Below are 24,361 nucleotides of genomic sequence, written 5' to 3'. Positions count from 1 at the left end.
GACACGGTCGGTCGTCCACGACCCCGGAGCGGGCGCATTGCCACATCTGCTAAGCGCAACCTTCCAGGGAACCGTGCGTTTGGCCCGTTCGCATAACGGCATTCGGCGCAAAACGGCCGGGTGTCGCCCCCAATGGGGGCGGCGACCCGATGTCGCATGGTGACTGACATGATCGCTCTCAGGGGCAATCTCATGATTGCCCTCAAACGCTTCGTGCTCCTGGGTGCACTCTGGGTGGCGCTCACCTCGAACGATCCGGCGGCGTGGCCGGTCGGGTTGCTGACCGTGGCAGCGGCAACGATGCTGAGCCTGCGCCTGTTGCCGCCGGCGGCACACCGGGTCCGGCTCATAACGCTGGTCGGTCTTGTCCCAGGATTCCTGGCCGGATCGCTGCGTGGCGGCATCGACGTGGCGCGCCGCGCATTCGATCCGCGCATGCCGCTCTCGCCCGGTTGGCTCGCGTACTTGGTACGGCTGCCTTCTGGCGCGCCGCGCGCGGCGCTCGGCGGCGAACTCAGCCTGATGCCCGGGACACTCGCAGCCGGCGAAGACGGGCGTGCGATCTACGTGCATTGCCTCGACCTCGACCAGCCGCATGACGAGGCGATCGCCGCTGAGGAGCGTCGGATCGGTGCCGGCCTCGGCCTCCCGCTGGACGACCGGCGGAGGCCGCCTTCGTGACCGATCTGCTGTTCATGACGGCCGCCGCGCTGTTGCTGACCGTTGCGGCGAGCCTGGTACGGGTGCTGCGCGGACCCACCCGGCCCGACCGCATGATGGGTGCCCAACTCGCCGCCACGGCGGGCGTAGCGATCCTGCTGCTGTTGTCGGTAGCCGCCGGCAGCCCTGCGATCCTCGATGTCGCGCTGGTCCTGGCGCTGCTCGCCGCTTTCGCGGCGGTAGCCTTCGTCAAAGCGGCCAGTCCCGACGGCGCCGGCGATCCCGAGGAGGAAACCCCATGAGTTGGGGTCTCGACATGGGGTCGGCTGTCGATGCCGCGACCATCGCCCTGCTCGCCGCCGGCATCGTGTTCTTCGTCGCCGGCACGGTGGGCCTGCTGCGCTTTCCGGATGTTCACAGCCGGCTGCACGCCCTGACCAAGGCCGACAATCTGGGCCTCGGCTTCATCACGGTGGCCCTCCTGCTGCAGGCGCCCGATGCATGGAAGGCGGTGAAGATGCTCTTCGTCTGGCTGCTGACGATGCTCGCAGCCGCCACCGTCGCACAGCTCTTCGCCCGCTCCGCCCTGGTCGCGCGCCCGCCGCAGGATCGTCGGCCGTGACGGCGCCGCTCGCCTTCGACCTCGTACTATGCCTCCTCCTCATCGGTGTCGGGCTCGCCGCCGTGCTGGCGCGCGACCTGTTCGCCGCCATCGTGCTGTTCATTGTCTACGGCCTGTTTGTTGCGATCGGCTGGGTGCGGCTCGACGCCGTCGACGTCGCGCTTGCCGAGGCCGCCATCGGCGCAGGCTTGAGCGGCGTGCTGCTGCTGCGGGCGGCCGGGCTTCTCGGGCAGCGCAGCGAAGCCCCGGCGCAACCACCCCACAAGCGCCATTTCGGTTCTGCGCTTCCCTGTGCTGCCATCGCCGCCGTGCTCGCCCTGCTGTCGCTGTTGCTGCCGGACACGATCGCCGGGCTGCGCGGACCGGTCGGCGAAAATCTGGCCGCGACCGGCGTTGGCAATTCGGTGACGGCCGTTCTGCTCGACTTCCGCGGCTACGACACCCTGCTCGAAACCGTCGTGCTGTTCGCGGCGCTGGTTGGCGTGTGGTCGCTGACCCCCGATCAGCTCTGGGGCGGGCGCCCCGGCTTGAAGGAGCACGCTCGGATCGACGGCGTCCTTACCTCGTTTGGCCGGCTGTTGCCGCCTGTCGGCCTGATGATCGGCGTGTATCTGGTCTGGATCGGGGCCGATGCGCCGGGCGGCGCGTTCCAGGCCGGCACCGTGCTGGCTTCGGTGTGGATGCTCGCCATCATGGCGGGGCTGGTCGACGCGCCGCCCGTATCGCGGCTGCGGCTGCGACTCGCCGTCGCGGTCGGGCCGCTGCTGTTCCTCGCGGTCGCTAGCGCCGGCCTGTTCACCGGCGGCTTCCTGGTGATCCCGGCGGCGCAGGCCAAAACCATCATTCTCGCGATCGAGGCGGCGCTGACGCTGTCGATCGCGGTCACGCTGGCGCTACTGGTGATGGGACGCCCGAGGCGCCCCGCATGACGGCGCCGGTGCTCTATGGCCTGTGCGGTGCTGCATTGGTGGGCATCGGCCTGTACGGCCTTGTCGCCGGCGCCGACCTGCTCCGCCGCATCCTCGGCTTCAACGTGGTCGGCAGCGGGGTCTTCCTTTATTTCGGCAGCCTCGCGGCGCGTCATCCGACGCTTGCCGTCGATCCGGTGCCGCAAGCGATGATCATCACCGGCATCGTCGTTGCCCTCGCCGGCACGGCGCTCGCTGTTGCCATTGCGATCCGGCTCCACGATGAGACGGCAACGACGCGCCCGCCGGGCAATGCGGAGAACCGCGATGCCCGCGATCTTCGCTGACCTCGTTGCACCGGCGGTGCCGTGGGCCGCGATCAGCGTCGTGTTGCCGCTCGCGGCGGCGCTGATCGCCGCCCTCCTCGGCCGCCACGCCCACCGCCTCGCCATCCCGACGGCGCTCGCCGGGCTTGCCGTCGCAGCACTCGCTACCACGCAGGTCGCCCGCCATGGCGTGATCGAGATCGCGGTCGGCGGCTGGAAGCCGCCGCTCGGCATCGCGCTCCGGCTCGACGGCCTCGGCTGCGCGTTCCTGCTGGTGATCGCACTGGTCAGCGCAGGTGTAATGCTGTTTGCCCGCGCCGGCTTCGGCGCCGCGCCGGACGGCAGCGAGACCCGGCGCGGCTACGTGTTCTGGCCGCTGCTGTTCTGCACGATCGGCGGGCTTGCCGCGATCGCGGTATCGGGCGATCTGTTCAATCTCTATGTCGGGCTGGAACTGCTGACCGTGACGGCGGTGGCGCTGGTCGGGCTCGACGGCAAGCCGGCGGCGCTCGCGGCGGCGATCCGCTACCTGCTATTCGCCCTGCTCGGCTCACTGCTCTATCTGCTGGGGACGGCGATCCTCTATCTGGTCCACGGCACGCTCGATATCCGCCTCCTCGCCGGAGCCGCCAGCACGGACGGCGCAACGCTCACCGCCGTCGCGCTGATGACGGCGGGGCTGATGGCGAAGGCCGCGCTATTCCCGTTGCACGGCTGGCTGCCGCCCGCGCATGCCTCGGCGCCGGCGCCGGCAAGCGCGTTGCTGTCGGCGCTGGTCGTCAAGGGGCCTTTCATCATCATGCTGCGGCTGTGGTTCGAAATCGCTCCGGCGATCGCAACTCCGTTCGTAGCGCAAGGGCTTGGCGCGCTCGGTGCCGCCGGGATTTTGATCGGATCGCTGCTCGCGCTGCGCCAGCACCGCCTCAAACTGGTGATCGCCTATTCGACGGTGGCGCAGCTCGGTTATCTGCTGCTGGTATTTCCGCTCGCCGGCGGGTCCGGGGAACAACAGCCTTGGACCGCCGGCGCCTGGACCGGCATCATCTTCCACGCGATGTCGCACGCGCTCGCCAAAAGCGCGATGTTCCTCGCCGCCGGCGCCATGGTCGAGGCGATCGGCGACGACCAGATCGAGCGGCTCGACGGCATCGGCCAGCACCTGCCGATCGCGACCTTCGCGTTCGGACTGGCTGCAGTGTCGCTGATGGGCCTGCCGCCGAGCGGCGGCTTCACCGGAAAATACCTGCTACTCAGCGCCGCCTTTGCCAGCGGACAATGGTGGTGGGCCGTGGTGATGATCGGTGGCGGCCTGCTGGCCGCCGGCTATCTGTTTCGTCCGCTGAGCCACCTGCTCGCCGAACGACACCAGCCGGGCGATCTCGTCGTGGTCGCCCGCTCCCGCCAGACGATCGCGCTCGGCCTTGCGGCGTTGTCGATCCTGCTCGGACTCCTCTCGCTCGGGCCCTATCAGTTGCTGCAGATCGGCCGTCCAGGCGCCGCCGCGGAGGGGCTGTCATGAGCGCACTGTTGCCGATACTGACGCTCGCCACCTCGCTGCTCGCCGCCGGCGTCATCTTCATGCTGCCGGAGACCAGCAAGACCACCCGCACCGCCGTCAATCTGGTGGCGGCACTCGGCAAGCTAGGCCTCGCCACGGTCATGATCATCGGCGTCGCCGAAGGCAAAACCTACGAGGCGACGCTCACATTGCTGCCCGGGCTGCAGCTGATCCTCCGGGTCGACGCACTCGCGCTGCTGTTCCTGGCGCTGTCCGCTTTCCTTTGGCTGCTGACCACGATCTACGCCATCAGCTATCTCGGCGACGGGCCGAATCTGTCGCGCTTCTTCGGCTTCTTCAGCCTGTGCGTCGCCGCCACCACCGGCGTGGCGCTGTCCGGCTCGCTGATCACCTTCTTCGTGTTCTACGAATTGCTGACGCTGTCGACCTGGCCGCTGGTGGTCCACAAGGGCGACGGCGCCTCGCTCGCGGCCGGGCGCCGCTATCTGATCTACACGATGAGCGGCAGTGCAGTGCTGCTCGCCGGCATCCTGTTGCTCGAGGGCGGACTTGGGCCGATCGAATTCGCGCGCCACGGCAGCCTCGCCGCCGGCGATCCGGGCGTGCTGACCGGCGCCTTCGTGCTGATGGTGGCCGGGCTCGGCGTCAAGGCCGCGCTGGTGCCGCTGCATGGCTGGCTGCCGAGCGCCATGGTAGCGCCGGCGCCGGTCAGCGCGCTGCTGCATGCGGTCGCGGTGGTGAAGGCCGGCGCCTTCGGCATCATCCGTGTGGTGTACGACGTCTACGGCGTCGCGCTGGTGAACGAACTCGGCGTCGGACTGCCGCTCGCGATCGTCGCTTCGGTGACCATCGTCTACGGCTCGCTGCGCGCGCTGCAGCAGCACGACATCAAACGCCGGCTCGCCTACTCGACGGTAAGCCAGGTCGCCTACATCGTGCTCGGCACCGGATTGTTCGGTCCCTACGCGACCATCGGCGGCGTGGTCCATCTCGTCCACCAGGGGCTGATGAAGATCACGCTGTTCTTCTGCGCCGGCGCGCTCGCCGAGCGGATCGGCGCGACTCGCATCGAGCATCTCGACGGCGCCGGGCGGCGCATGCCGCTCACCATGGCGGCGTTCAGCGTGGCGGCGCTCGGCATGATCGGCGTGCCGCCGCTCGCCGGCTTCGTCAGCAAATGGTATCTCGGCATCGGCGGCCTGCAGGCAGGCCAGCACTGGGTGCTGGCGGTGCTCGCCGTCTCCAGCCTGCTCAACGCCGCTTATTTCCTGCCGCTGCTGCACCGCGCCTGGTTCGTAGCGCCGCCCGCCGATGCGCGGCCGGCGGTCGCCTCCCGGGAAGGTCCGGCCTGGCTGATCGGCCCCGGCCTGGTGACCGCGGCGGCGGTGGTGGCAGCCGGCGTGTTCGCTGGAATGCCGTTCAGCCCGCTCGGCTGGTCGACGCTCATCGTCACGCGGAACTACGCCCCATGAGCATGAGCATGACCGAGTTCGTCCGCGTTCTGCTGCCGCTGGCCCCGGCGGTCCCGCTGGTGCTGGCGCTCCTCGGTCTGCTGCTGCGGCGACCGACCTCGCTGCTGCCGCTGGCGGCACTGCCCGGACTCGCCGCGGCCTTTGTGTCGCCCACCGGCGAGATAATCAGTCTACCCTGGCTGCTGCTCGGCATCAGTTTCAGGCTCGACCCGCTGGGTGCTGTGTTTCTCGGCTTCGCCTCGTTGCTGTGGACCCTGGCCGGCCTCTACGCCTACGCTTATCTCGGCGGCAAACAGGGCGAAGGCCGATTCTGCCTGTTCTGGAATCTCACGCTGGCTGGCACATCGGGAACCTTCGTCGCCGCCGACGCGGCGACCTTCTATCTGTCCTTTGCATTGCTCTCGCTGGCCGCCTACGGCCTCGTCGTGCACGAGCGCAGCAAGGCGGCATGGCGCGCCGGGCGTGTCTATATCGTGCTCGCGATCTTCGGCGAGACCTGCCTGCTGCTCGGTTTGCTGCTCGGCGCCAACGCCGCCGACAGCCTGCTCATCGACGATGTGCGCGCCGCGCTCGCCGTCTCGCCGTGGCGCGATGCTGCGATCCTCGCCTTGCTGATGGGCTTCGGCCTGAAGGCGGGGCTGGTTCCGCTGCACGTCTGGCTGCCGCTGGCCCATTCGGCCGCGCCAGTGCCCGCCTCCGCGGTGCTGAGCGGCGTCATCGTCAAGGCCGGACTGATCGGCCTGATCCGCTTCCTGCCGATCGATGCTCTGCCGTCTTGGGCCGACACGCTGCTCTGGCTCGGTCTCGCCACCGCCTGGAGCGGCATCCTGCTCGGCCTGCCCCAGCGCCAGCCTAAAGCCGTGCTGGCCTATTCGACGATGAGCCAGATGGGGTTGATGGTCGCGGTGCTGGGCGCCGGGTTCGGCGCCGGTGTCGCCGGCACCACCATGGCCACGGCGCTCTACGCGACCCATCACGGGCTGGCCAAGGGCGCCCTGTTCCTCGCCGTCGGCGTGGTCGCTGCCGGAGCCGGACGCGCGGCAATCCCGTTGCTCGTCGTGGTGGCGGTTCTCGGCGCAGCCATCGCCGGCATGCCGTTCACCGGCGGCGCGCTGGCAAAACTAGCCATCAAGGATTCGCTCGGCAGCGGCCCGGTCGGCCTCCTCGCCTCGCTCTCGGCGATCGGGACCATGCTGCTGATGCTGCGCACCCTCGTACTTCTCGTCGCGCAACGGCCGCCCGCAGCAGTAGCCCATGCATCAGCCGGCCTGATCGGGCCGTTCGTCGCGACGGCCGCCGCCGCCCTCGTCGTGCCCTGGCTGCTATTCCCGGTGCTGACCGGCCGGCCGCTCGCCTATGCGTTCGCCTCCCCCGTGATCTGGGACGCGCTGTGGCCGATATTTGTGGCGGTCGTCATCGCGAGCCCGGCTTTCCTGCGGTCGATTGCGGTTGGTGATATCGCCGGCCCGGTCGAGGCAGTCTTGCGCCGGGTCGGCGGTTCGTGGACGGCATGGCACCCGCCGCGACCTGCGATCGATGGTCCGCGGCTGCTCACCCGCCTCGTCAAGCCAGCGCAATCGCTGGAGACGTGGCTTGCCGGGTCGGCGGCGAGCGGCAGCGCGCTGCTGCTGGTCGCCGTTCTGCTCGGCTTTGCGGCGCTTATCTGAACTGCCCGCCAATGACCGGCCGTGAGCTACGTATTTCAAGCCAAGTAGAACGGCTGACTCAGAGTGATTTGGCCGAGGGCGTTTTGCTCTCAGTCGTTGGCGTCTGCGCAATCACTTCGGCTTTCGGCCTGCTCCTTGTCAGCAGGCGGAAGAACAGCGGCACGAAGATGATGGCGAGCACGGTGGCGGCGATCATGCCGCCGATCACCCCGGTGCCGATCGAGTGCTGGCTGGCGGAGCCGGCGCCGCTCGCGATCGCCAGCGGCATCACGCCGAGAATGAAGGTCAGCGACGTCATGATGATGGGCCGAAAGCGCAGACGCGCGGCTTCCAGTGCCGCATCGACCACCGACAGTCCTTCGCGGTGTCGCCGCGCGGCGAATTCGACGATCAGGATGGCGTTCTTGGCGGACAGGCCGATCAACGTCACCAGTCCGATCTGGAAATAGATGTTGTTCTCCAACCCACGCAGCCAGATTGCGACGATGGCGCCGAACAGCGCGAACGGCACCGCAGTCAGCACCGCCAATGGCAGCGACCAGCGCTCGTATTGCGCGGCCAGGATCAGGAACACCATGAGCAGGCCGAACAGAAAACCCTGATAGCCGGTGCCCTCGGTCGAGATTTCCTGATAGGCCGAGCCGGTCCAGCCGATCGAATAGTCGGAGCCGAGCGTGTTGCCGACCACCTCCCGCATCGCGGCCAGCGCCTGCCCTGATGAAAATCCCGGCGCCGGATTGCCGAGGATCTTGGCGGAGGGGAAGATGTTGAAGCGATCGACCGAATCCGGGCCGAGTACGCGCTTCACCGAGACCAGCGCATCCAACGGGATCATCGCGCCGGTCTCCGAGCGGGCGTAGATGAACCGCAAGTCGCCCGGCTCGCTGCGGAAGTCGGATTCCGACGACAGGCTGACGCGGTAGGTTCGCCCGAACAACGTGAAATCGTTGACGTAGAGACTGCCGAAGCCGCTCTGCATGGTCTGGAAAATGCTGTCGATCGGCACCCCGAGCGTCTTCGCTTTGTCGCGATCGACGTCGATCCGGTATTGCGGAATCGAGGTGGAGAATTGCGAACGCACGCCGGCCAGTTCGGGACGCTTGGCGGCCTCGGCGACCACCCGGTCGGCGGCGTCGGCCAATTCCTGCAGCGCGACGCCGGAACGGTTCTGCAAGTACAGTTCGAATCCACCGGTGGTGCTGATGCCCTGGATCGCCGGCGGATTGAAGCCGACCACGACGCCGTCACGAAACATCGCATTTAGCCGGCTCAGCGCCGGCGCAAACTGCCGCGCATCGGACTCCGGCGTGGTGCGCTCCGCCCAGTCCTTCAGGGTGATGAAGGAGACCCCGGCATTGGTCTTCTGCGCACTCGACAGGATGTCGAAGCCCGACATCGTGACCACGCCTAATACTTCGGGCATGTCCTTGACGGCGTTGGCTGTGATCTGCCCGATCTCGCGGGTCCGGCTGAGCGCCGCTGCCGGCGGCAGCGACGTCACCATCAGCACGCGCCCCTGGTCCTCCTCCGGCACCAGACTGCCAGGCACGGTGTTGAACAGCACCGCGGTGGCAGCGAGCATCACGCCGACGACGGCCAGCGAGACCACCACCCGCCGCATGAAGAACGCGACCACGGCGCCGTATCTGTCGGTCAGCCATTCGAAGCCGCGGTTGAAGATCCGGAACGGCCGCGCCGGCTCCTGGTGCTGCGGCTTCAAAATCAAGGCCGCCAGCGCAGGCGTCAGCGTCAGCGCCACGATGCTGGAAATCACCACCGACACCGCGATCGTCACTGCGAACTGGCGATACAGTTCGCCGGCAAGCCCGCCGAGAAACGAAACCGGAATGAACACCGCGCACAGCGACAGCGAGGTCGCGACCACCGGCCCGCTGACCTCGTCCATCGCCTTGATCGCAGCATCCCGCGGCGATTTCTTCTCGGTGCGCATAATGCGCTCGATGTTCTCCAGCACGACGATGGCGTCGTCGACGACGATGCCGATCGACAGCACCAGCCCGAACAGCGTCAGCAGGTTGATCGAGAACCCCAGCGCGTACATGCCGGCAAAAGTGCCGATCACCGAAACCGGCACGGCGATCACCGGGATCAGCGTCGCTCGCAGGTTCTGCATGAACAGGAACACCACCGAGGTCACCAGGATGATCGCCTCGATAAAGGTCCTGACGACCCGTTCGATCGATGCCTCGACGAAGCGCGTGGTGTTGAACGGGTTGCGATACTCGAGACCTTCCGGGAACCGGGCCTGCAGCCGGTCCATCGTGGCCAGCACGTTGGCCGAGACCTCGAGGGCATTGGCCCCCGGCTGCAGATAGACCCCGATCGGCACCGTCGGCGCACCGTTATAGGTCGCCGCGAAACTGTAGTTCAGCGCGCCGAGTTCGACCCGGGCGACATCCTTGACTCGCAACGCGCCGCCGAATTCGTCGGATCGGATGATGATGTTCTCGAATTCGCTGGGATCGGCGAAGCGTCCCTGGGTCGTCACCGAATAGGTGAAGGCGTTGGGATCCTTCTGCGGCTCTTCGCCGAAACGGCCGGCGGCGAATTGGGCGTTCTGCTCGCGGATCGCCGCGGCGATGTCGCCCGGCGTCAGGCTGAACTGCGCGAGCTTGTCGGGACGCAGCCAGATCCGCATCGAATAATCGGACGCACCAAACAGCGACGCATCGCCGACGCCGGGGGTGCGGCGCAATTCATCGATGATGTTGATCAGCGCATAGTTGCTGATGAAGACGGTATCGTAGCGCTCGCCCGGCGACGACATCGTCAGCACCTGCAGGATGTCGCTGGAGCGCTTCTGCACGACGACGCCCTGACGCGCCACTTCGGCGGGCAACAGCGGCGTCGCGCGCTGCACCCGGTTGTTGACGTTGATCGTGGCCTGGTCCGGATCGGTGCCGATCGCAAACGTCACCGAGATCGACAGCGTGCCCGCCCCCGTCGAGGTCGAGCGCATATAGAGCATGTTCTCGACGCCGTTGATCTGCTGTTCGAGCGGCGCGGCCACCGTCTCGGCAATGGTCTCGGCGGAAGCTCCGGGATAGGTCGCGCTGATCCGCACCTCCGGCGGCACGATCGCCGGATATTGCGCGATCGGCAATGCGCGCATCGAGATCAAGCCGACCAGCACGATGCCGATCGAGATGACCGCGGCGAACACCGGCCGATCGATGAAAAAACGCGAGAACATTACTTCGCCTGGCCGGACGCCGCGGCCGGCTCCGCCGCTTCTGCCCGGGTCCTGCCATTGGCCTCGCCGTCGGGATTCACGGGCACCGGCTTCACCTTCGCGCCAGGGTGAATTCGCAGCAGTCCGTCGACCACAAGCGTCTCGCCGTCGTTGAGCCCCTCCTTCACCGCCCAGCCGCCTTCGACCTTGCGGTCGAGCTTGATCGGCCGTGACATGACGCTGTCATTGCCGGAATTGAGCACGTAGACGAACGCACCTTGCGGGCCTTGCGACACAGCTTGTTCGGGCACCACGAAGACGCCCTGCAGCACCACGCCGGTGAGCTTCACACGGACGAACTGGTTCGGTAGCAGCGCGCCTTCCGGATTGGGGAAGATCACCCGTATCTGCAGGGTGCCGGTTCGCGGATCGACCACCGAGGCGGCCTCGTTGATCTGGCCTTTCGCCGGGTAGAAGGAGCCGTCGCCGAATTGCAACGTCACGTCGATGTCGGAGCGTTTCAGCGGCTGGTCGCGCGCCTGATTGATGCCGCGCAGCGCGACGAATTCGGATTCGCTCAGCGAAAAATTCACATAGGCCGGATCGAGCTGGGTGATGGTGGTCAGCACGGTCTGCTGCGCCTGCGCCAGCGCGCCTTCCGGCGGCGACGTCAGGCTGGTCGGCCCGGACACCGGCGCGGTGACGGTGGTGAATTCAAGATTGAGTTTGGCGGTCTCGATGTCGGCCTGCGCGCCTTGCAGCGCGGCGCGGGCGAGATCGCGCGCAGCGCGGGCGTCCTCGAGTTGCTTGTCGGTCGCGACTTGGCGCTGCGCCAGTTGCTCGATGCGATTGAAATTGTCTTCGGCTTGCACCAGGGTTGCGCGGGCCTGCAATGCCTGCGCATTGGCGCGGTCCAGCGCGGCCTGATAGCTGCGCGGATCGATCCGGAACAGCACCTCGCCTTGCTGCACCGTGGCGCCTTCAACGAATTCGCGCTTCAGGATGGTGCCGCCAACCTGCGCCCGCACTTCGACATTGCGGAATCCGGCGACGCGGCCGGCATTTGTCAGCGGCAAGGGCACATCTGCGCGACGCGATTCGATCACCCCGACCTCAACCGGCGGGGGGATGGTCGTTTGCGCGACTTGCTGCGGGTCGCCGAAATAGAAATAGGTTGCGGCGCCAAGTGCAAGTGCAACGATCAAGGCAAAGACAGAACCGGCTGATTTCATCCGCACCAACGACCTTCAGACTGCCCGGCACCAACCTGCAACGAACAAACGACCCAACGGATTGGCGCGGGCGCGTGTAGCGGCGTTCGCCGGAGGCACGCGCGATACATCAAGCAACCTGAGCTGTTAGCTTCGGTTCCAACACTATTGTGCGAAAAGCCACCCGCCCTTGCTTTTGTGCCTGATCGTGCGCGGCCACGGCGTCCGGGACGTCAAGTGCGACACCATGTCCACAAACCAACCGGAAGGTGATGTGTTGGAACCCCGAACGCCGCTGCCCAAAAGACAATCAGCTAAGACAGACCCAACTCTCGAGACGATTGAAGAGGTCGCATGCTCCAGAGAGCTTCAACGCAGCAAAACGTCCGGGAGACGCGGCATCGAGTGTGGGAGTGGCTCTACTTGTCATTCGCCTCAAATGCGTTTCCCCAGGGTTTCGAGCTGAGCGGCGTGAAGACGCGAATGTCTGAACTGCTGCCGGTTTGATGGACACCGAGATTGGGTGTTTCATGAAGCTGGAGGTGTGTCATGCGGCGACGGAAGTTCAGTCGGGAGTTCAAAGGTCGAGGCGGTCAAGCTTGTGCGGGAGCGCGGGGTATCGGCAGCGCAGGCGGCGCGTGACCTCGACGTCCATGAGAACGTCTTGCGCAAATGGGTGAAGGAATTTGGTTCTGATCCGGTGCAGGCCTTCCCCGGCCGCGGACAGATGAAGCCTGAGCAGCAGGAGATCGATCGGCTCAGGCGCGAGGTCCAGAAGCTGCGGGCCGAGCGGGACAATTTATACAAGGGCCGCAGCCTTCTTCGCGAAGAAAGCGAAATGAAGTTCGTCTTCATCGCGAAGCACCGGAAGATCTGGCCGGTGGCATGGCTGTGCGACGCGCTGGGCGTCTCGCGGTCGGGCTTCCACGCGTGGCTGAACCGCTCTCCCAGCGCCAGATCCCGCAGCGACGAGCTGCTCGGCGAGCGGGTCAAGGCGAGCTTCCTCGCCAGCGACCGAACCTATGGCGCGCGCCGGGTCTGGCGCGATGTCCTGGCCGCCGGCGCGGCCGAGCTCGCAAAGCCGGCAGCCGCATCAATCGTTCGATCCGGTGCAGGCCGCAATCGAGTCCGGCGCCGCGGCAGGCCGAACGCTCTGCTGCATCACTCCGATCAGGGCAGCCAATACAAGAGCGAGCAGTTCCAGCGGCTGATGGCCGACAGCGGCGTCGCCTGCAGCATGAGCCGATCCGGCAATGTCTGGGACAACGCGGCGATGGAGAGCTTCTTCTCGTCGCTCAAGACCGAGCGGATAGCCCGCAAGATCTATCGCACCAGGAACGAGGCCAAGCCGATGTGTTCGACTACATCGAGCGGTTCTAAATCCGACAAGGCGTCATTCGGCGATCTGATATCTCAGCCCCGTTGAGTTCGAGCGGAAGCTGAGACTAGCTTATTTGCCCGACTATCAAAACCGGCAGCAGCTCAACCTAAGCCCCGCAGTCCCTCACCAGGTTGACGCTCTGGACGGGAAACGCGCCGGTCTTTGCACGACGCCAGACCGCGCTTCGCCACGCCGACACCTTGCTGAACCTGATCCTCGAGGACGGAGCGGCCGACCGGATCAACGCCAAGATGGTCCAATCGGAGGTGCGAAAAGCTGAGCTTGAGCGGCAGCTCGCCGACGCCGAGGAGCCACCGCCGCTCCTCCATCCCGAAATGGCGACTTTCTATCGCGAAAAAGTCGCAGCTCTCCACGAAGCGCTGCAGGACGAATAGCGAAGCGACACGGCTGACGGCCGGTGAAGTCCTGCGATCCCTTGTCAAGGAGATCGTGCTGACGCCCCAGAATGATGAGCTGAAAATCGATGTTCGAGGCGACCTCGCTGGAATCCTTGCGATTTCCCTCAAAACGAAAACCCCGGCCACAAGGACCGGGGTTTCGCAAGTTGAGCTGGTTGCGGGGATAGGATTTGAACCTATGACCTTCAGGTTATGAGCCTGACGAGCTACCGGGCTGCTCCACCCCGCGTTAAACCTTTGCGCGGCTTTCAGAAAACCAAAGCGAACGGTCAACGCCCAAGGGCGCCGATCGATCCTCCCGGAAGCTTCCTGAGAAGGCTGCCCGGGGCGAATGCCTGGGGCGCGAGGGGTGTGTACCAATGCCGGGGGGGTTTGGGAAGGCCCGTGACGCAGATTTTCAAGATATTATGACGGCCGGAACCGGATGCGGTTGCCGGCCGTCCCAGCTCCTGCAAGACTTCGGCAAAACCGGCCCAAAACGTGACAAACTGCCGGCAAACTGGTGGAGCGCAGCATGGACCAGCCGTTGGGCGGTTTCGGGGGCAATGCCCTGCACGACAGCTTTCACCGCATGATCGAGCGCTCCCGCGCCGAGCCGCCGGCGTCGCTGGAGCAGCGGCTCGACCGGCTGGCGCGGCTGCGCAGCCTGCTCCAGGACAATGAGAAGCGATTCGCGCAGGCGATCTCCGCCGATTTCGGCCATCGCTGTTCGGTCGAGACCATGATCGCGGAGACGCTGAGCCTGCTCGGCGACATCAAGCACACCAGCAAGCACGTCAAAGGCTGGATGGCGCCGCGCAAGGTGAAGACCGAGCTGCAATTCTGGCCGGGCAAGAACCGGCTGATCCCGCAGCCGCTCGGCGTGGTCGGCATCATCGCGCCGTGGAATTATCCGCTGCAGCTCACGCTCGCGCCGGCGATCGGCGCGCTGGCCGCGGGCAACCGGGTGATGATCAAGCCGAGCGAATTGTCGCCTTCGTTCGCGACGCTGCTGCAGGAGACGGTGGCGGCGACATTCGATCCCAGCGAGATGATCGTCACCGGAATCGACGACGGCGTTGCCGAGGCGTTCGCGAAGCTGCCGTTCGATCACCTGATGTTCACCGGCTCGACCCGGGTCGGCCGCATCGTCGCGGCGGAAGCGGGCAAGAACCTCACCCCGGTCACGCTCGAACTCGGCGGCAAGTCGCCGACCATCATCGACCGCTCCGCCGATCTCGACGAGGTCGCGCCGCGGATCGCCTATGCCAAGCTGATGAATGCCGGGCAGACCTGCATCGCACCGGACTACGTGCTGGCGCCACGCGACAAGGTCGAGGCGCTGGCCGAAAAGATCCGCGACGCGATGCAGCGGATGTTCGGCGCCGATCCCGCCAATGCCGACTACACCTCGATCGTCGCCGACCGGCATTACGCGCGGCTGAAGGACCTCGTCGACGACGCCGCGGCGCGCGGCGCGCGATTGCTGCAGCCGGCGTCGGCCGACGACGCCGCATGGCAGAGCCGGCGCAAATTTCCGCCGACCGTGGTGCTCGGCGCCACGCCCGAGATGAAGATCATGCAGGAGGAAATCTTCGGTCCGCTGCTGCCGATCCTCGGCTACGACGATCCGGCCGAACCGATCGCCTTCATCAACGGACGCGACCGGCCGCTGGCGCTGTACTGGTTCGGCACCGACGACGACGCGCGCGACGAGGTGCTGGCGCGCACGGTCTCGGGCGGCGTCACCATCAACGACTGCCTGGTGCATTTCGCGCAGGTGAACCAGCCGATGGGCGGCGTCGGCGCCTCGGGCAGCGGCGCCTATCACGGCGAATGGGGCTTCAACACCTTCACGCAACTGAAGCCGGTGTTCTATCGCTCGCCCTACAACCGCTTCGCCGACCTGTATCCGCCCTATGGCGGCAAGATCGCGCGGCTCGCCAAGGTCCTGCGCTGGATGTCCTGAGCGACGACGACCCGCCCGTCCAACGAGACGGAGCGGCAACGACAAAGACAGAAGAATCAAATCGGGAGGGAAACGATGACGGACACGTATGACTTCGTCGTGGTCGGCGCAGGCTCGGGCGGCTGCGCCGTCGCCGGGCGACTGTCGGAAGATCCGGGCACGTCGGTGGCGCTGCTCGAGGCCGGCGGCGCGTGCGACAATTGGGTGGTGAAGACGCCCTACGCACTGTCGCTGATGGTGCCGGGCAAACTCAACAACTGGCACTTCGAAACCGTGCCGCAGCCCGGCCTCAACGGCCGGATCGGCTACCAGCCGCGCGGCAAGGGGCTCGGCGGATCGTCGGCGATCAACGCCATGGTGTACATCCGCGGCCATCAATGGGACTACGACCACTGGGCCGAACTCGGCGCCCAGGGCTGGTCCTATGCCGATGTGCTGCCCTATTTCAAGCGCTCGGAAAACAATTCCGACTTCAACGGCGCGTATCACGGCCAGAGCGGCCCGCTGCACGTCAACAAACTACGCACCGACAATCCGGTGCACGCGATCTTCCTGCAGGCGGCGCGCGAGGCGCAGTTCCGGATCCGCGACGATTTCAACGGCGAGGAGCAGGAAGGCCTCGGCCTGTATCAGCTCACCCAGCACAATGGCGAGCGCTGGAGCGCGGCCCGCGCCTATGTGCATCCCTACATGACGACGAGGTCCAATCTGCGCGTCGAGACGCAGGCGCAGGCCACCCGCATCCTGTTCGAGGGCGGTCGCGCGGTCGGCGTCGAATATCGCCAGAACGACGAGATCCGGCAGGTGCGCGCGCGTCGCGAAGTGATCGTCGCGTCCGGCGCGTTTCAGACGCCGCAACTGCTGATGCTGTCCGGCATCGGCGACGCCGCCATGCTGCAGCAGCACGGCATCACCTCGACGCGTCATCTGCCGGGCGTCGGGCAGAATTTACAGGATCACCCCGACTTCATCTTCTCGTATCAGTCGGACAGCCCCTACTTCACCGGCACCAGCTTCACCGGCATCGGCCGGTTGCTGTCGCGGATCGGCCAGTACCGCCGCGACGGCCGCGGACCGCTCACGACCAACTTCGCCGAATGCGGCGGCTTCCTGAAGACGCGGCCGGATCTCGACGTGCCCGACGTGCAGTTGCATTTCGGCATGGCGATGGTCGACGACCACGGCCGCAAACGGCGCTGGGGCACGGGCTTCTCCTGCCATTTCTGTCTGCTGCGGCCGAAGAGCCGTGGTCGCGTCGGGCTGACCACCGCCGATCCGCTGGCGCCGCCGCTGATCGATCCGAACTTCCTCGGCGAGGCGGACGATCTCGAGGCGATGGTCGCGGGCTACAAGACCACGCAGCGGCTGGTCGACGCGCCGGCGCTGCGCGCGTTGCAGCAGAAGGATCTGTTCACGGCCGATGTCCGCACCGACGACGACATCCGCGCCATCCTGCGCGCCCGCGTCGACACCGTGTATCACCCGGTCGGCACCTGCAGGATGGGCACCGATCCGACGGCGGTGGTCGATCCGCGGCTGAAGGTCCACGGCGTCGGCGGTCTGCGCATCGTCGACGCCTCGGTGATGCCGACGCTGATCGGCGGCAACACCAACGCGCCCACGATCATGATCGGCGAGAAAGCGGCCGACATGATCCGCGAGGAGATGCGGGCGCACTGACGTCGCCCGCGATCACGTCAGGCCGACGCTCTGGACGCATCAATAGACGCGCCGGAGCAACCGTATTTGGATTCCGCCCCTCGGCCCGATGAGGCGGACGTCTCACATCAGACTTCGAACGTGCAGTCGGTCCAGCCGCTCGGTGCGCGATGTCACCACTGGTAGCTGACGAGTGCGCGGCCGGCGTAACTCTCGGCGTTCTTCCAAAACTCACCGTCAAATGCCGCCGACACGGTCCAGCCACGACCGAGTCCCAGACTCGCTCCCAGCGAAACCTGAACGGAGTCGCCGGGCAGCGCCGCGCCATAGACGTTGAACTGCGCGGCCGGGATTTGCGGCAACGTGGCTGCCGCGTGCCAGTCCGTGTTCCAGCCGTGAGCCCAGGCGGCCCGCGCTCTCAGCGCCAGCGGCCGTCCGTCGATCCAGACCTCGTCATCGAACCGAGCACCGAGTTCGCTGCGCGTCACCGTCGACTGGCGCCCGGCGTAGTCGAGCGCGAACAGACTCGTTCCGGTCTCGCCATAGGACGGCAGGAACATTGTCGTGGTCTGCAGCGCCGCATAGGGAGTAACGCCGATCCCGCTGACCTGGAGGCGCTGACCGCCCTCGACACGCGCCGTCAGAGCCTGCGGATGCATCCGGGCGCGCAGCGCCTCCCCACCGGCAACCGTCACTGTCCGATCGACAGTGGCGTCCTGCCACACATAGCCGAGCGCCGCCGCCAAATATGACGGGCCGACCTGATAGCGCCCATAGAGCGCGGCGTTGAAATTGTCTGAGCTGCCGGAGCCGAGGCCTTGCGCGAGGCTGAAGCTCGAACCGGAACCGCCCAGCGCGAAACCGACGCGGGCCTGCGGCGACACCTGATAGGTTGCGCCGGCGGCAGCACCGGCGACCCGGCTGGTGGTGTCGTGCGAGCCGGTGAACGCGTCGCCGCCGACGCGCAGCGTGCCGCCGTAGCCCGCGCCCCAGACGCTCCAGCTCGACGCCAAGGCGCCGGCAGGAGGCAGCGCCGCGCACGCGTCGCGCGGTCCGGCTTGGGATCGAGGTGCCGCGCACTCCCGCCCAGCGGAGCCGTCCGTCGGGTCGAGCGCGTTGCTGAACACGCTGCGCATGAACAGATCGGCCGAACCGAACAACGACTGCTGCAGCGCGGCTCCGGCCTCGCCGGAAGCCTGGCTCAGCCCGTCCGGCTTCAAAGTGCCGAGCGTCGTCGGGATTCCACCGGCGACGTTGAACGAATTGACCAGCGCACCAGCGACCTGCTGTTGATTGCGGCTCAACCCATTGCCGTAGTCCGGCGCGGTGGGAGGAACGAACGCCAACATCAGATCGAGGTAGGCATTGTTGGCATCGTAGGCCAGCGCCGATGTGAAATTGGCGGGCAGATTGGTGTCGACAAGCGCACCGAATGTGCCGGCGACACCGCCGCCAGCATTGACGATGGTGTAGCGCTTGGCGATGTAACTCCCGGTCGCGTAGCTCGCCTGCACGGTGCCGGCGAGTGTGGCGTGGCCAGTGACATTGGTGCGATCCGACGCCGTCGGCGACACCTCGACCGCATAGCTCGAGCCGGCCGCGAAGGCCAGATCGCCATTGACCGTGAGGGTCCCGATCGAATTGCCGGGCGCCAGCGTCCCGCCTGATGCAATCGTCGTCGAACCGACGCTGCCTGAGCCGCCGAGCCGGCCGCCGCTCGCCGCCGTCACCGCCGAAGCGATCGACCCGTTCACCGACAATGTGCCGGCATTGACCGTGGTCGGCCCGGTGTAATCATTGGTGCCGGAGAGAATGAGGTTTCCGGTCCCCTGCTTGGTCAGCCCCCCGGTCCCCGACATCGTTCCGGAATAATTCGTCGAGCTGTCGTTCGACCCGGCCGTGAGCAGCGCCGCACCGAGCGCGACCGATCCACCTCCCGCCAACGAACCAATGGTCTGATTGAAGCCGCCGAGATCGAGAGTGGTACCTGAGGTGACCGTCGCCGCGGTGGTCGCCGACAGCATGTTGCTGTTCGCCAACTGCAGTGTCCCGGCGTTGATGATGGTGCCGCCCGAATAGGAATTGTGCCCATTCAGGATCAGCTTGCCACCGCCGTTCTTTTCGATGATGCCTGCAGTGTCTCCGTCGGAGACAGCGCCCGTAATGGTCTGGGTGGTGCCAGTCCGGATATCGAAAACGGAGGTGCCGCTGACCACAAAATTGTTGGCGAGGGTGTAGTCGGCGTTGCCGAACGCCACCGTCGCGCCCTGCGTCGTCTTCACATCGCCGGTGCCAAAAGCGCTGTTGTTGCCGACCGTGACAGTGCCGCCGCTGATCGTCGTTCCGCCGGTGTAGGTGTTGGCGCCCGACAGTGTCAGATTGCCGGATCCCAGTTGGGCGACCGAGCCGGTGCCGGAGATCAAACCGGAGAAGGTGAGAGCATTGGAGCGATTGAACGCCAAAGTGCCGGCGTTATTGATGTTGTTGGAGATACTGCCGGTGGTGCCACCGTTGCCGATCTGCAGCATGCCATTCGAAATGGTTGTGCCGCCCGTGTAGGTGCTGTTGCCCGTGAGGACCGTCGTCCCTGGACCGAGCTGGCTCACACGTCCACTACCCGAGATTACGCCGCCGAACGTGTAGGTATCTGAGCGATTGAACCACAGCTCGCCGCTGTTGCTCACCCCGCTAGTGATCGATCCGGTCGTGCCGCCATCGCCGATCTGCAGCTTGCCGCGCGAAATGGCCGTGTTACCGGTATAAGTGTTGGTGCCAGTTAGGATCGTTACGCCGTCGCCGTCCTGGAGTATTGCTCCCCTACCAGAGATAGCGCCGCCGAACGTGTAGGCATCTGAGCGTTTGAACCGCAGCGAGCCGTTATTGATGATGTCGCCGGTGATCGATCCGGTGGAGCCGCCGCCGCCGACCTGCAGTATGCCAGCCGAGATGGTGGTGCCACCCGTATAGGTGTTGGTGCCGGTCAGGACCACGATTCCGTTGCCGGCTTTGCTCACTCCCCCCGTGCCGGAGATGGCGCCGTCGAAGGTGTACGTACCTGAGCGATTGAACACCAGCGAAGCGTTGTTGATGATATCGCCGGTAATCGATCCCGTGGAACTGCCGTCGCCGACCTGTAGTGTGCCGGCCGAGATGGTGGTGCCACCAAGATAGCTGTTAGAGCCGGTGAGCTTCAGCACGCCAGAGCCCGTCTTTGCGACGGAGCCCGCCCCTGTGATCATCTGGTCGAGGGTCGAGTTGGCCGACTGTACGATCGTGAGGGTGGTGCTGCTGGTCGCGAGACCTATCGCACCGAGAAGGCCTGCCCCCGCGTTCATGAACGTCAGCGTATTGTCGCCGCCCGTAAATTTAATCGAGTTCGCTCGCGCTCCGTCGCCGGCGAGGCCGCCCTGAATCGACCCGGAGTTGATAATTGTCAGGCCGGAGCCGACGATCCCAGCGCCGCCCGCGCCAGCCGTCCCCGCCATCCCTGCGGCGCCCGATCCGGCGCCTGCTGCGCCTGCGACGCCACCAGCGCCACCTTTGATGGTGCCGCGGATAGTGGCCGTCACCCCCGGTGAGGTCAATAGAAGGCCGGTCCCGCCGTCTCCGCCCGCGCCGCCATTGCCGTTTGCCGCAGCCGCAGATCCCCCGGCACCGCCATTGCCGCCGGCACCGCCTTGAATCGTCACATTACTGTTCGAGAAGGAGCCGATGCCTGAAACGATCAGACCGGCGCCCCCCGCGCCGCCGCCTCCGCCACCGCCCCCGGTCGAGCCTGAATCTGTGCCCGCCCCGCCGTTGCCACCTTTGCCCCCATTTTGGCCGGTGGAATTTGCCGTATTGCTGAAGGGGGCCGTTGCCACGTTGCCATTGTTGCCGCCGGCGCCTCCTCCACCTCCGCTGGGGGAGGCCGCCGTCGTGCCATTGCTGCCGTCTTGCCCCGGCGCGGTGCCGCCCGCAGCACCTCCGACACTGCCCGTATCACCACTGGAGCCACCGTTCCCGCCGCCGGCCGCACCGCCACCGCCGCCGCCCGACCCCGCGGTCGTGCTCGGTCCCGAGCTGCCACCGCTCGCCCCGCCATATCCAGAGCCGCCGATCCCGCCGGCGGCGGAGGAGTCGCCGCCTCGTCCGCCGGCACCTCCGTCGGCCATCGCCGGGACTGTCAAGGTCGTCACCACTGTGATGGCGCGCAACAGCACCGCGCTCAGCGCCGCAACGCTCCGTGCACCGACCCGACTGCCGCCTGACAGCAGCGCCTTGATGTCAGCCGACCGTGTTCGCTTGTACGCCACCAAATTCCATCTCCACCGACCTCGTAAAACTACTAGGTCGCGGCGGCGGGAGGTGGAAGCAATTGCGGGCGAAAAGTTTCAGTTGTTGCAAGCTGGATACAATGGCGATTGCGCCGAACGCCGATCGGCGCCCGCAACGCGCTCCAGAGTACCGACACGATCGCCTTGGTCGCAGGCATCGCACCAAATGATACCTTTGCGAGTCGCTCTAAGATGCAATGCCGACGCTCGCTGAACGATGCGATCGTAAGAATCGCTCGTGATGATGGAGCTTTGGATACCGTCACGACTCACCTGAGTCACCCCAACAACGCGCGCCGGATTGTCGCGCCAGCAGTTGCGACGACGCGAGCGCTCCAACGGCTTGGTGTCGACGAGATGCGGGCGCACTGACGTCGTCTTGCTCGTGACGTCATTCCGGGGCGCGCGCAGCGCGAACAAGGGAATGACAAACGAGAGAGCGCGAAAGAGAGGGGGAGGGGGACGACCGCCTACCCCAGCAAGAACCCGCCATCCACCGTCACCACGCTCCCCGTCATGTAGCGCGACGCGTTCGAGGCCAGTAGCAGAATCGCGCCGTCGAGATCGGATTCGTGGCCGACGCGGCGTTGCGGGATGCTTTTCAGCAATTTCTCGCCGACCGGGGTCGACCACAGTGCGTGGTTGATGTCGGTGTCGATATAGCCCGGCGCGAGTGCGTTGACGCGGATGCGCGAGGCGGCGAGTTCGAGCGCCAGCGCCTTGGTGGCCTGGATGATGCCGGCTTTGGAGATCGCGTAGGGCGAGACGAACTTCAGCACGCTCTCGCCGAGCACCGAAGCGATGTTGACGATATTGCCGCCCTGCTGCCGCGCGATCATGCGCCGCGCGACTTCGGTCGCGAGGAAGTACGCGCCCTTGAGATTGGCGCCGATCACCTTGTCCCAATCGGCCTCGCTAGTGTCCACCGCGAGCTTCTCGGTGGCGACGCCGGCATTGTTGATCAGCACGGTGATGGGGCCGAGCGCCGTCTCGGCCTGATCGAGCGCGCTCGCCATCGAGGCCAGATCGGTGACATCCATCTGAACCGCGACGGCGCGACCGCCCTTGCCGGTGATTTCCTGTTCGAGGCTCTTCAGCTTGTCGGTCTGCCGCGCCGCGAGCACGACGGCGGCGCCGCGCTCGGCGAGCACGCGCGCGAACTGCCGCCCCAGCCCTTGCGAGGCGCCGGTGACGAGAATGACTTCGTTGCTGACGTCGAACAGTTGATCCATGCCGCGTTTCCCGTTGATGCCTTATGCGTTGCCCTCCCCTTATCATGCCGGGCCGGCTTGGCTAGAGTGCCGGCCTCACCGACATCGCAAACACATCCGGGAGTGAAACCGTGGATCTGGGAATCAAAGGCCGCCGCGCGCTGGTCTGCGCTTCGAGCAAGGGACTGGGCCGCGCCTGCGCCGCGGCGCTCGCGGCAGAAGGCGTGCACGTCACCATGACGGCGCGCGGCGCGGACGCACTGGCCCAGGCCGCCGCCGATTTGCGCAAGGCCTATCCGGATGTCGAGATCATCGAGGTGGCCGGCGACATCACCACGCCCGAAGGGCGCGCCGCCGCGCTGCAGGCCTGCCCGGAGCCGGATATACTGGTGAACAATGCCGGCGGTCCGCCGCCCGGCGATTTTCGCAACTGGACCCGCGACGACTGGATCAAGGCGCTCGACGCCAACATGCTGACCCCGATCGAACTGATCAAGGCGACGGTCGACCAGATGATCGCGCGGAAATTCGGCCGGATCGTCAACATCACCTCGGCCGCCGTCAAGGCGCCGATCGACGTGCTCGGCCTGTCCAACGGCGCGCGCACCGGGCTGACCGGCTTCGTCGCCGGGCTGTCGCGCAAGACCGTGCGGCACAATGTGACGATCAACGCGCTGCTGCCGGGGCCGTTCGACACCGACCGGCTGCGCGGCGTGTCTGCGGGCCAGGCCAAGGCCTCGGGCGTGCCGGTCGAGCAGATCCTGCAGACCCGCATGAACGAGAATCCGGCCGGACGCTTCGGCGACCCGGAGGAATTCGGGCTCGCCTGCGCATTCTTGTGCGGCGCGAAATCCGGCTACATCACCGGCCAGAATATCCTGCTCGACGGCGGCGCCTTTCCCGGCACGCTGTGAGGCGGGAGCCCCTGACACGGGAGACCATGACGCGGGACGCCGTGACGAGGGCGGCCCGCGCCAGCCTCAGGCCTTCGGCGCCGTCATCACGATCCGAACCAGGTCGGTGGCATTGCGCGCACCGAGCTTCTTCATGATGTTGGCGCGGTGATACTCGATGGTGCGCGGGCTGATGCCGAGTTGGCGGCCCGCCTCCTTGTTGGTGTTGCCCGAGGCGAACAGCTCCAGCACCTCCCGCTCCCGCAGCGTCAGCGGCTCCTTGCCCGGAAAAACATAGGACGGCGCCTTGACCTCCGTGCCGCCCCCGAGCCGGCGCTGGAAGGCTTCGATCGCCTCCTCGACCCGGCCGACGATCTCCTTGCCGCGGAAGGGCTTCTCGATGAAATCGAGTGCACCGTTCTTGATGGCGTTGACCGCCATTGCGATATCGCCCTTTCCCGAGATCATGAAAATCGGAGCCGGATAATCCTCGGCGTGCAACTCGGCGAGAATATCGAGCCCCGATCGACCGGGAATATGAACGTCGAGCAAGATACAGGCGGGACTGCGGCTGCGCGCCACGGCGAGCAGAGACTCGCCGTCGGCGAAGCAGATCACCTCGTAGCCCGCAGTGGACAGCACAATCGAGAGCGTCTCGCGTACGGCCGGATCGTCGTCGACGACGAATACCTCCCGTGCTGATGACTTCTCATTCATCCAACAACCTCCAAACACTTGAACGAACTCTACTTCGCCCACCTCGTATCTATACGAGGCTCCAAGATACTACTCAGACGGCACTAAAACGTTACAAGAAAGAATGAAAACCAGAATGGTGACGGTGCTATCTGCCTCCGACCGATCGACAGGCGGAGATCTCTCCCAGAAATCGATCCACATCGGCCATCACGCGCCAACGCGCTCGGCAGCCATTTACGCACTAATCATTCGTATCT

Annotated in this window: 17 protein-coding genes, 1 tRNA gene and 1 pseudogene; 13 read left to right on the top strand and 6 right to left on the bottom strand. The window is 66.2% G+C overall.

Annotation, left to right across the window (positions count from 1 at the left end; all coding sequences use genetic code 11):
• Window positions 1–156 precede the first annotated feature (156 nt).
• Genes SR870_RS00410 through SR870_RS00375 form a run of 8 tightly spaced genes read left to right on the top strand, consistent with a single transcriptional unit; the run spans window position 157 to window position 7,174 of the window.
• Window positions 157–681 (top strand): Na+/H+ antiporter subunit E, encoded by a 525-nt coding sequence (locus SR870_RS00410; RefSeq protein WP_322516086.1) that lies wholly within the window; start codon window positions 157–159, stop codon window positions 679–681.
• The gene (locus tag SR870_RS00405; RefSeq protein ID WP_322516085.1) at window positions 678–962 is read left to right on the top strand and encodes a monovalent cation/H+ antiporter complex subunit F; all 285 of its coding nucleotides are present in this window, start codon (window positions 678–680) and stop codon (window positions 960–962) included. Before SR870_RS00410 ends, SR870_RS00405 begins: the two co-directional genes overlap by 4 nt.
• Window positions 959–1,282, top strand: coding sequence for a monovalent cation/H(+) antiporter subunit G (locus tag SR870_RS00400; protein WP_322516084.1), 324 nt, complete (start codon window positions 959–961; stop codon window positions 1,280–1,282). Before SR870_RS00405 ends, SR870_RS00400 begins: the two co-directional genes overlap by 4 nt.
• Window positions 1,279–2,211, top strand: coding sequence for a hydrogenase subunit MbhD domain-containing protein (locus tag SR870_RS00395; protein ID WP_322516083.1), 933 nt, complete (start codon window positions 1,279–1,281; stop codon window positions 2,209–2,211). The genes SR870_RS00400 and SR870_RS00395 overlap by 4 nt, the downstream gene beginning before the upstream one ends.
• On the top strand, window positions 2,208–2,537 hold the full coding sequence (locus SR870_RS00390) for a cation:proton antiporter subunit C (protein ID WP_322516082.1): 330 nt from the start codon (window positions 2,208–2,210) through the stop codon (window positions 2,535–2,537). The genes SR870_RS00395 and SR870_RS00390 overlap by 4 nt, the downstream gene beginning before the upstream one ends.
• Entirely contained in the window at window positions 2,518–4,035 is a 1,518-nt protein-coding gene (locus tag SR870_RS00385; protein ID WP_322516081.1) for a complex I subunit 5 family protein, read from the top strand. The genes SR870_RS00390 and SR870_RS00385 overlap by 20 nt, the downstream gene beginning before the upstream one ends.
• Window positions 4,032–5,507: a complex I subunit 5 family protein gene (locus SR870_RS00380; protein ID WP_322516080.1), complete on the top strand. Its 1,476-nt coding sequence runs from the start codon at window positions 4,032–4,034 to the stop codon at window positions 5,505–5,507. The genes SR870_RS00385 and SR870_RS00380 overlap by 4 nt, the downstream gene beginning before the upstream one ends.
• Window positions 5,508–5,515: 8 nt before the next feature.
• Complete coding sequence (locus SR870_RS00375) at window positions 5,516–7,174, top strand: complex I subunit 5 family protein (RefSeq protein WP_322516079.1); 1,659 nt, start codon at window positions 5,516–5,518, stop codon at window positions 7,172–7,174.
• 58 nt (window positions 7,175–7,232) lie between these two features.
• Here the strand turns inward: SR870_RS00375 and SR870_RS00370 are convergent, their stop codons facing one another.
• Both SR870_RS00370 and SR870_RS00365 read right to left on the bottom strand, forming a co-directional pair.
• Window positions 7,233–10,388: a multidrug efflux RND transporter permease subunit gene (locus SR870_RS00370; protein WP_322516078.1), complete on the bottom strand. Its 3,156-nt coding sequence runs from the start codon at window positions 10,386–10,388 to the stop codon at window positions 7,233–7,235.
• On the bottom strand, window positions 10,388–11,599 hold the full coding sequence (locus SR870_RS00365) for an efflux RND transporter periplasmic adaptor subunit (protein WP_322516077.1): 1,212 nt from the start codon (window positions 11,597–11,599) through the stop codon (window positions 10,388–10,390). Before SR870_RS00365 ends, SR870_RS00370 begins: the two co-directional genes overlap by 1 nt.
• A gap of 528 nt (window positions 11,600–12,127) precedes the next feature.
• Here SR870_RS00365 and SR870_RS00360 point away from each other — a divergent pair.
• Together SR870_RS00360 and SR870_RS00355 are read left to right on the top strand one after the other, a co-directional pair.
• Window positions 12,128–12,987: pseudogene (locus SR870_RS00360) on the top strand (transposase).
• A 103-nt stretch (window positions 12,988–13,090) separates the two neighbouring features.
• On the top strand, window positions 13,091–13,354 hold the full coding sequence (locus SR870_RS00355; RefSeq protein WP_322516076.1) for a hypothetical protein: 264 nt from the start codon (window positions 13,091–13,093) through the stop codon (window positions 13,352–13,354).
• A 176-nt stretch (window positions 13,355–13,530) separates the two neighbouring features.
• On the opposite strand, the gene SR870_RS00350 is transcribed toward SR870_RS00355, so the two are convergent.
• A tRNA-Met gene (locus SR870_RS00350) sits at window positions 13,531–13,607 on the bottom strand.
• A 285-nt stretch (window positions 13,608–13,892) separates the two neighbouring features.
• On the opposite strand from SR870_RS00350, the gene SR870_RS00345 reads away from it, so the two are divergent.
• Complete coding sequence (locus SR870_RS00345; protein ID WP_322516075.1) at window positions 13,893–15,326, top strand: coniferyl aldehyde dehydrogenase; 1,434 nt, start codon at window positions 13,893–13,895, stop codon at window positions 15,324–15,326.
• Between the two features lie 75 nt (window positions 15,327–15,401).
• Complete coding sequence (locus SR870_RS00340; RefSeq protein ID WP_322516074.1) at window positions 15,402–17,006, top strand: choline dehydrogenase; 1,605 nt, start codon at window positions 15,402–15,404, stop codon at window positions 17,004–17,006.
• Between the two features lie 152 nt (window positions 17,007–17,158).
• On the opposite strand, the gene SR870_RS00335 is transcribed toward SR870_RS00340, so the two are convergent.
• On the bottom strand, window positions 17,159–21,280 hold the full coding sequence (locus SR870_RS00335; protein WP_322518365.1) for an autotransporter-associated beta strand repeat-containing protein: 4,122 nt from the start codon (window positions 21,278–21,280) through the stop codon (window positions 17,159–17,161).
• A gap of 491 nt (window positions 21,281–21,771) precedes the next feature.
• Entirely contained in the window at window positions 21,772–22,533 is a 762-nt protein-coding gene (locus SR870_RS00330; RefSeq protein ID WP_322516073.1) for a glucose 1-dehydrogenase, read from the bottom strand.
• Window positions 22,534–22,643: 110 nt separating this feature from the next.
• Here SR870_RS00330 and SR870_RS00325 point away from each other — a divergent pair, with 110 nt between their 5' ends.
• Complete coding sequence (locus tag SR870_RS00325; RefSeq protein WP_322516072.1) at window positions 22,644–23,426, top strand: SDR family oxidoreductase; 783 nt, start codon at window positions 22,644–22,646, stop codon at window positions 23,424–23,426.
• A gap of 66 nt (window positions 23,427–23,492) precedes the next feature.
• Here the strand turns inward: SR870_RS00325 and SR870_RS00320 are convergent, their stop codons facing one another.
• Window positions 23,493–24,122, bottom strand: coding sequence for a response regulator transcription factor (locus tag SR870_RS00320; protein ID WP_322518364.1), 630 nt, complete (start codon window positions 24,120–24,122; stop codon window positions 23,493–23,495).
• Between the last annotated feature and the right edge of the window lie 239 nt (window positions 24,123–24,361).

Source organism: Rhodopseudomonas palustris, assembly GCF_034479375.1.
GTDB classification, from domain to species: Bacteria; Pseudomonadota; Alphaproteobacteria; order Rhizobiales; family Xanthobacteraceae; genus Rhodopseudomonas; species Rhodopseudomonas palustris_M.
The sequence above is the reverse complement of the archived record's forward strand: the minus strand, read 5'-3'. Positions and strand labels throughout refer to the sequence as shown.

Bases quoted from the DNA above. Each gene is read 5' to 3' on its own strand.
- SR870_RS00330 (WP_322516073.1), bottom strand. From the start codon at position 22,533: ATGGATCAACTGTTCGACGTCAGCAACGAAGTCATTCTCGTCACCGGC.
- SR870_RS00375 (WP_322516079.1), top strand. From the start codon at position 5,516: ATGACCGAGTTCGTCCGCGTTCTGCTGCCGCTGGCCCCGGCGGTCCCG.
- SR870_RS00370 (WP_322516078.1), bottom strand. From the start codon at position 10,388: ATGTTCTCGCGTTTTTTCATCGATCGGCCGGTGTTCGCCGCGGTCATC.
- SR870_RS00380 (WP_322516080.1), top strand. From the start codon at position 4,032: ATGAGCGCACTGTTGCCGATACTGACGCTCGCCACCTCGCTGCTCGCC.
- SR870_RS00385 (WP_322516081.1), top strand. From the start codon at position 2,518: ATGCCCGCGATCTTCGCTGACCTCGTTGCACCGGCGGTGCCGTGGGCC.
- SR870_RS00320 (WP_322518364.1), bottom strand. From the start codon at position 24,122: ATGAATGAGAAGTCATCAGCACGGGAGGTATTCGTCGTCGACGACGAT.
- SR870_RS00390 (WP_322516082.1), top strand. From the start codon at position 2,208: ATGACGGCGCCGGTGCTCTATGGCCTGTGCGGTGCTGCATTGGTGGGC.
- SR870_RS00410 (WP_322516086.1), top strand. From the start codon at position 157: ATGGTGACTGACATGATCGCTCTCAGGGGCAATCTCATGATTGCCCTC.
- SR870_RS00400 (WP_322516084.1), top strand. From the start codon at position 959: ATGAGTTGGGGTCTCGACATGGGGTCGGCTGTCGATGCCGCGACCATC.
- SR870_RS00340 (WP_322516074.1), top strand. From the start codon at position 15,402: ATGACGGACACGTATGACTTCGTCGTGGTCGGCGCAGGCTCGGGCGGC.
- SR870_RS00365 (WP_322516077.1), bottom strand. From the start codon at position 11,599: ATGAAATCAGCCGGTTCTGTCTTTGCCTTGATCGTTGCACTTGCACTT.
- SR870_RS00345 (WP_322516075.1), top strand. From the start codon at position 13,893: ATGGACCAGCCGTTGGGCGGTTTCGGGGGCAATGCCCTGCACGACAGC.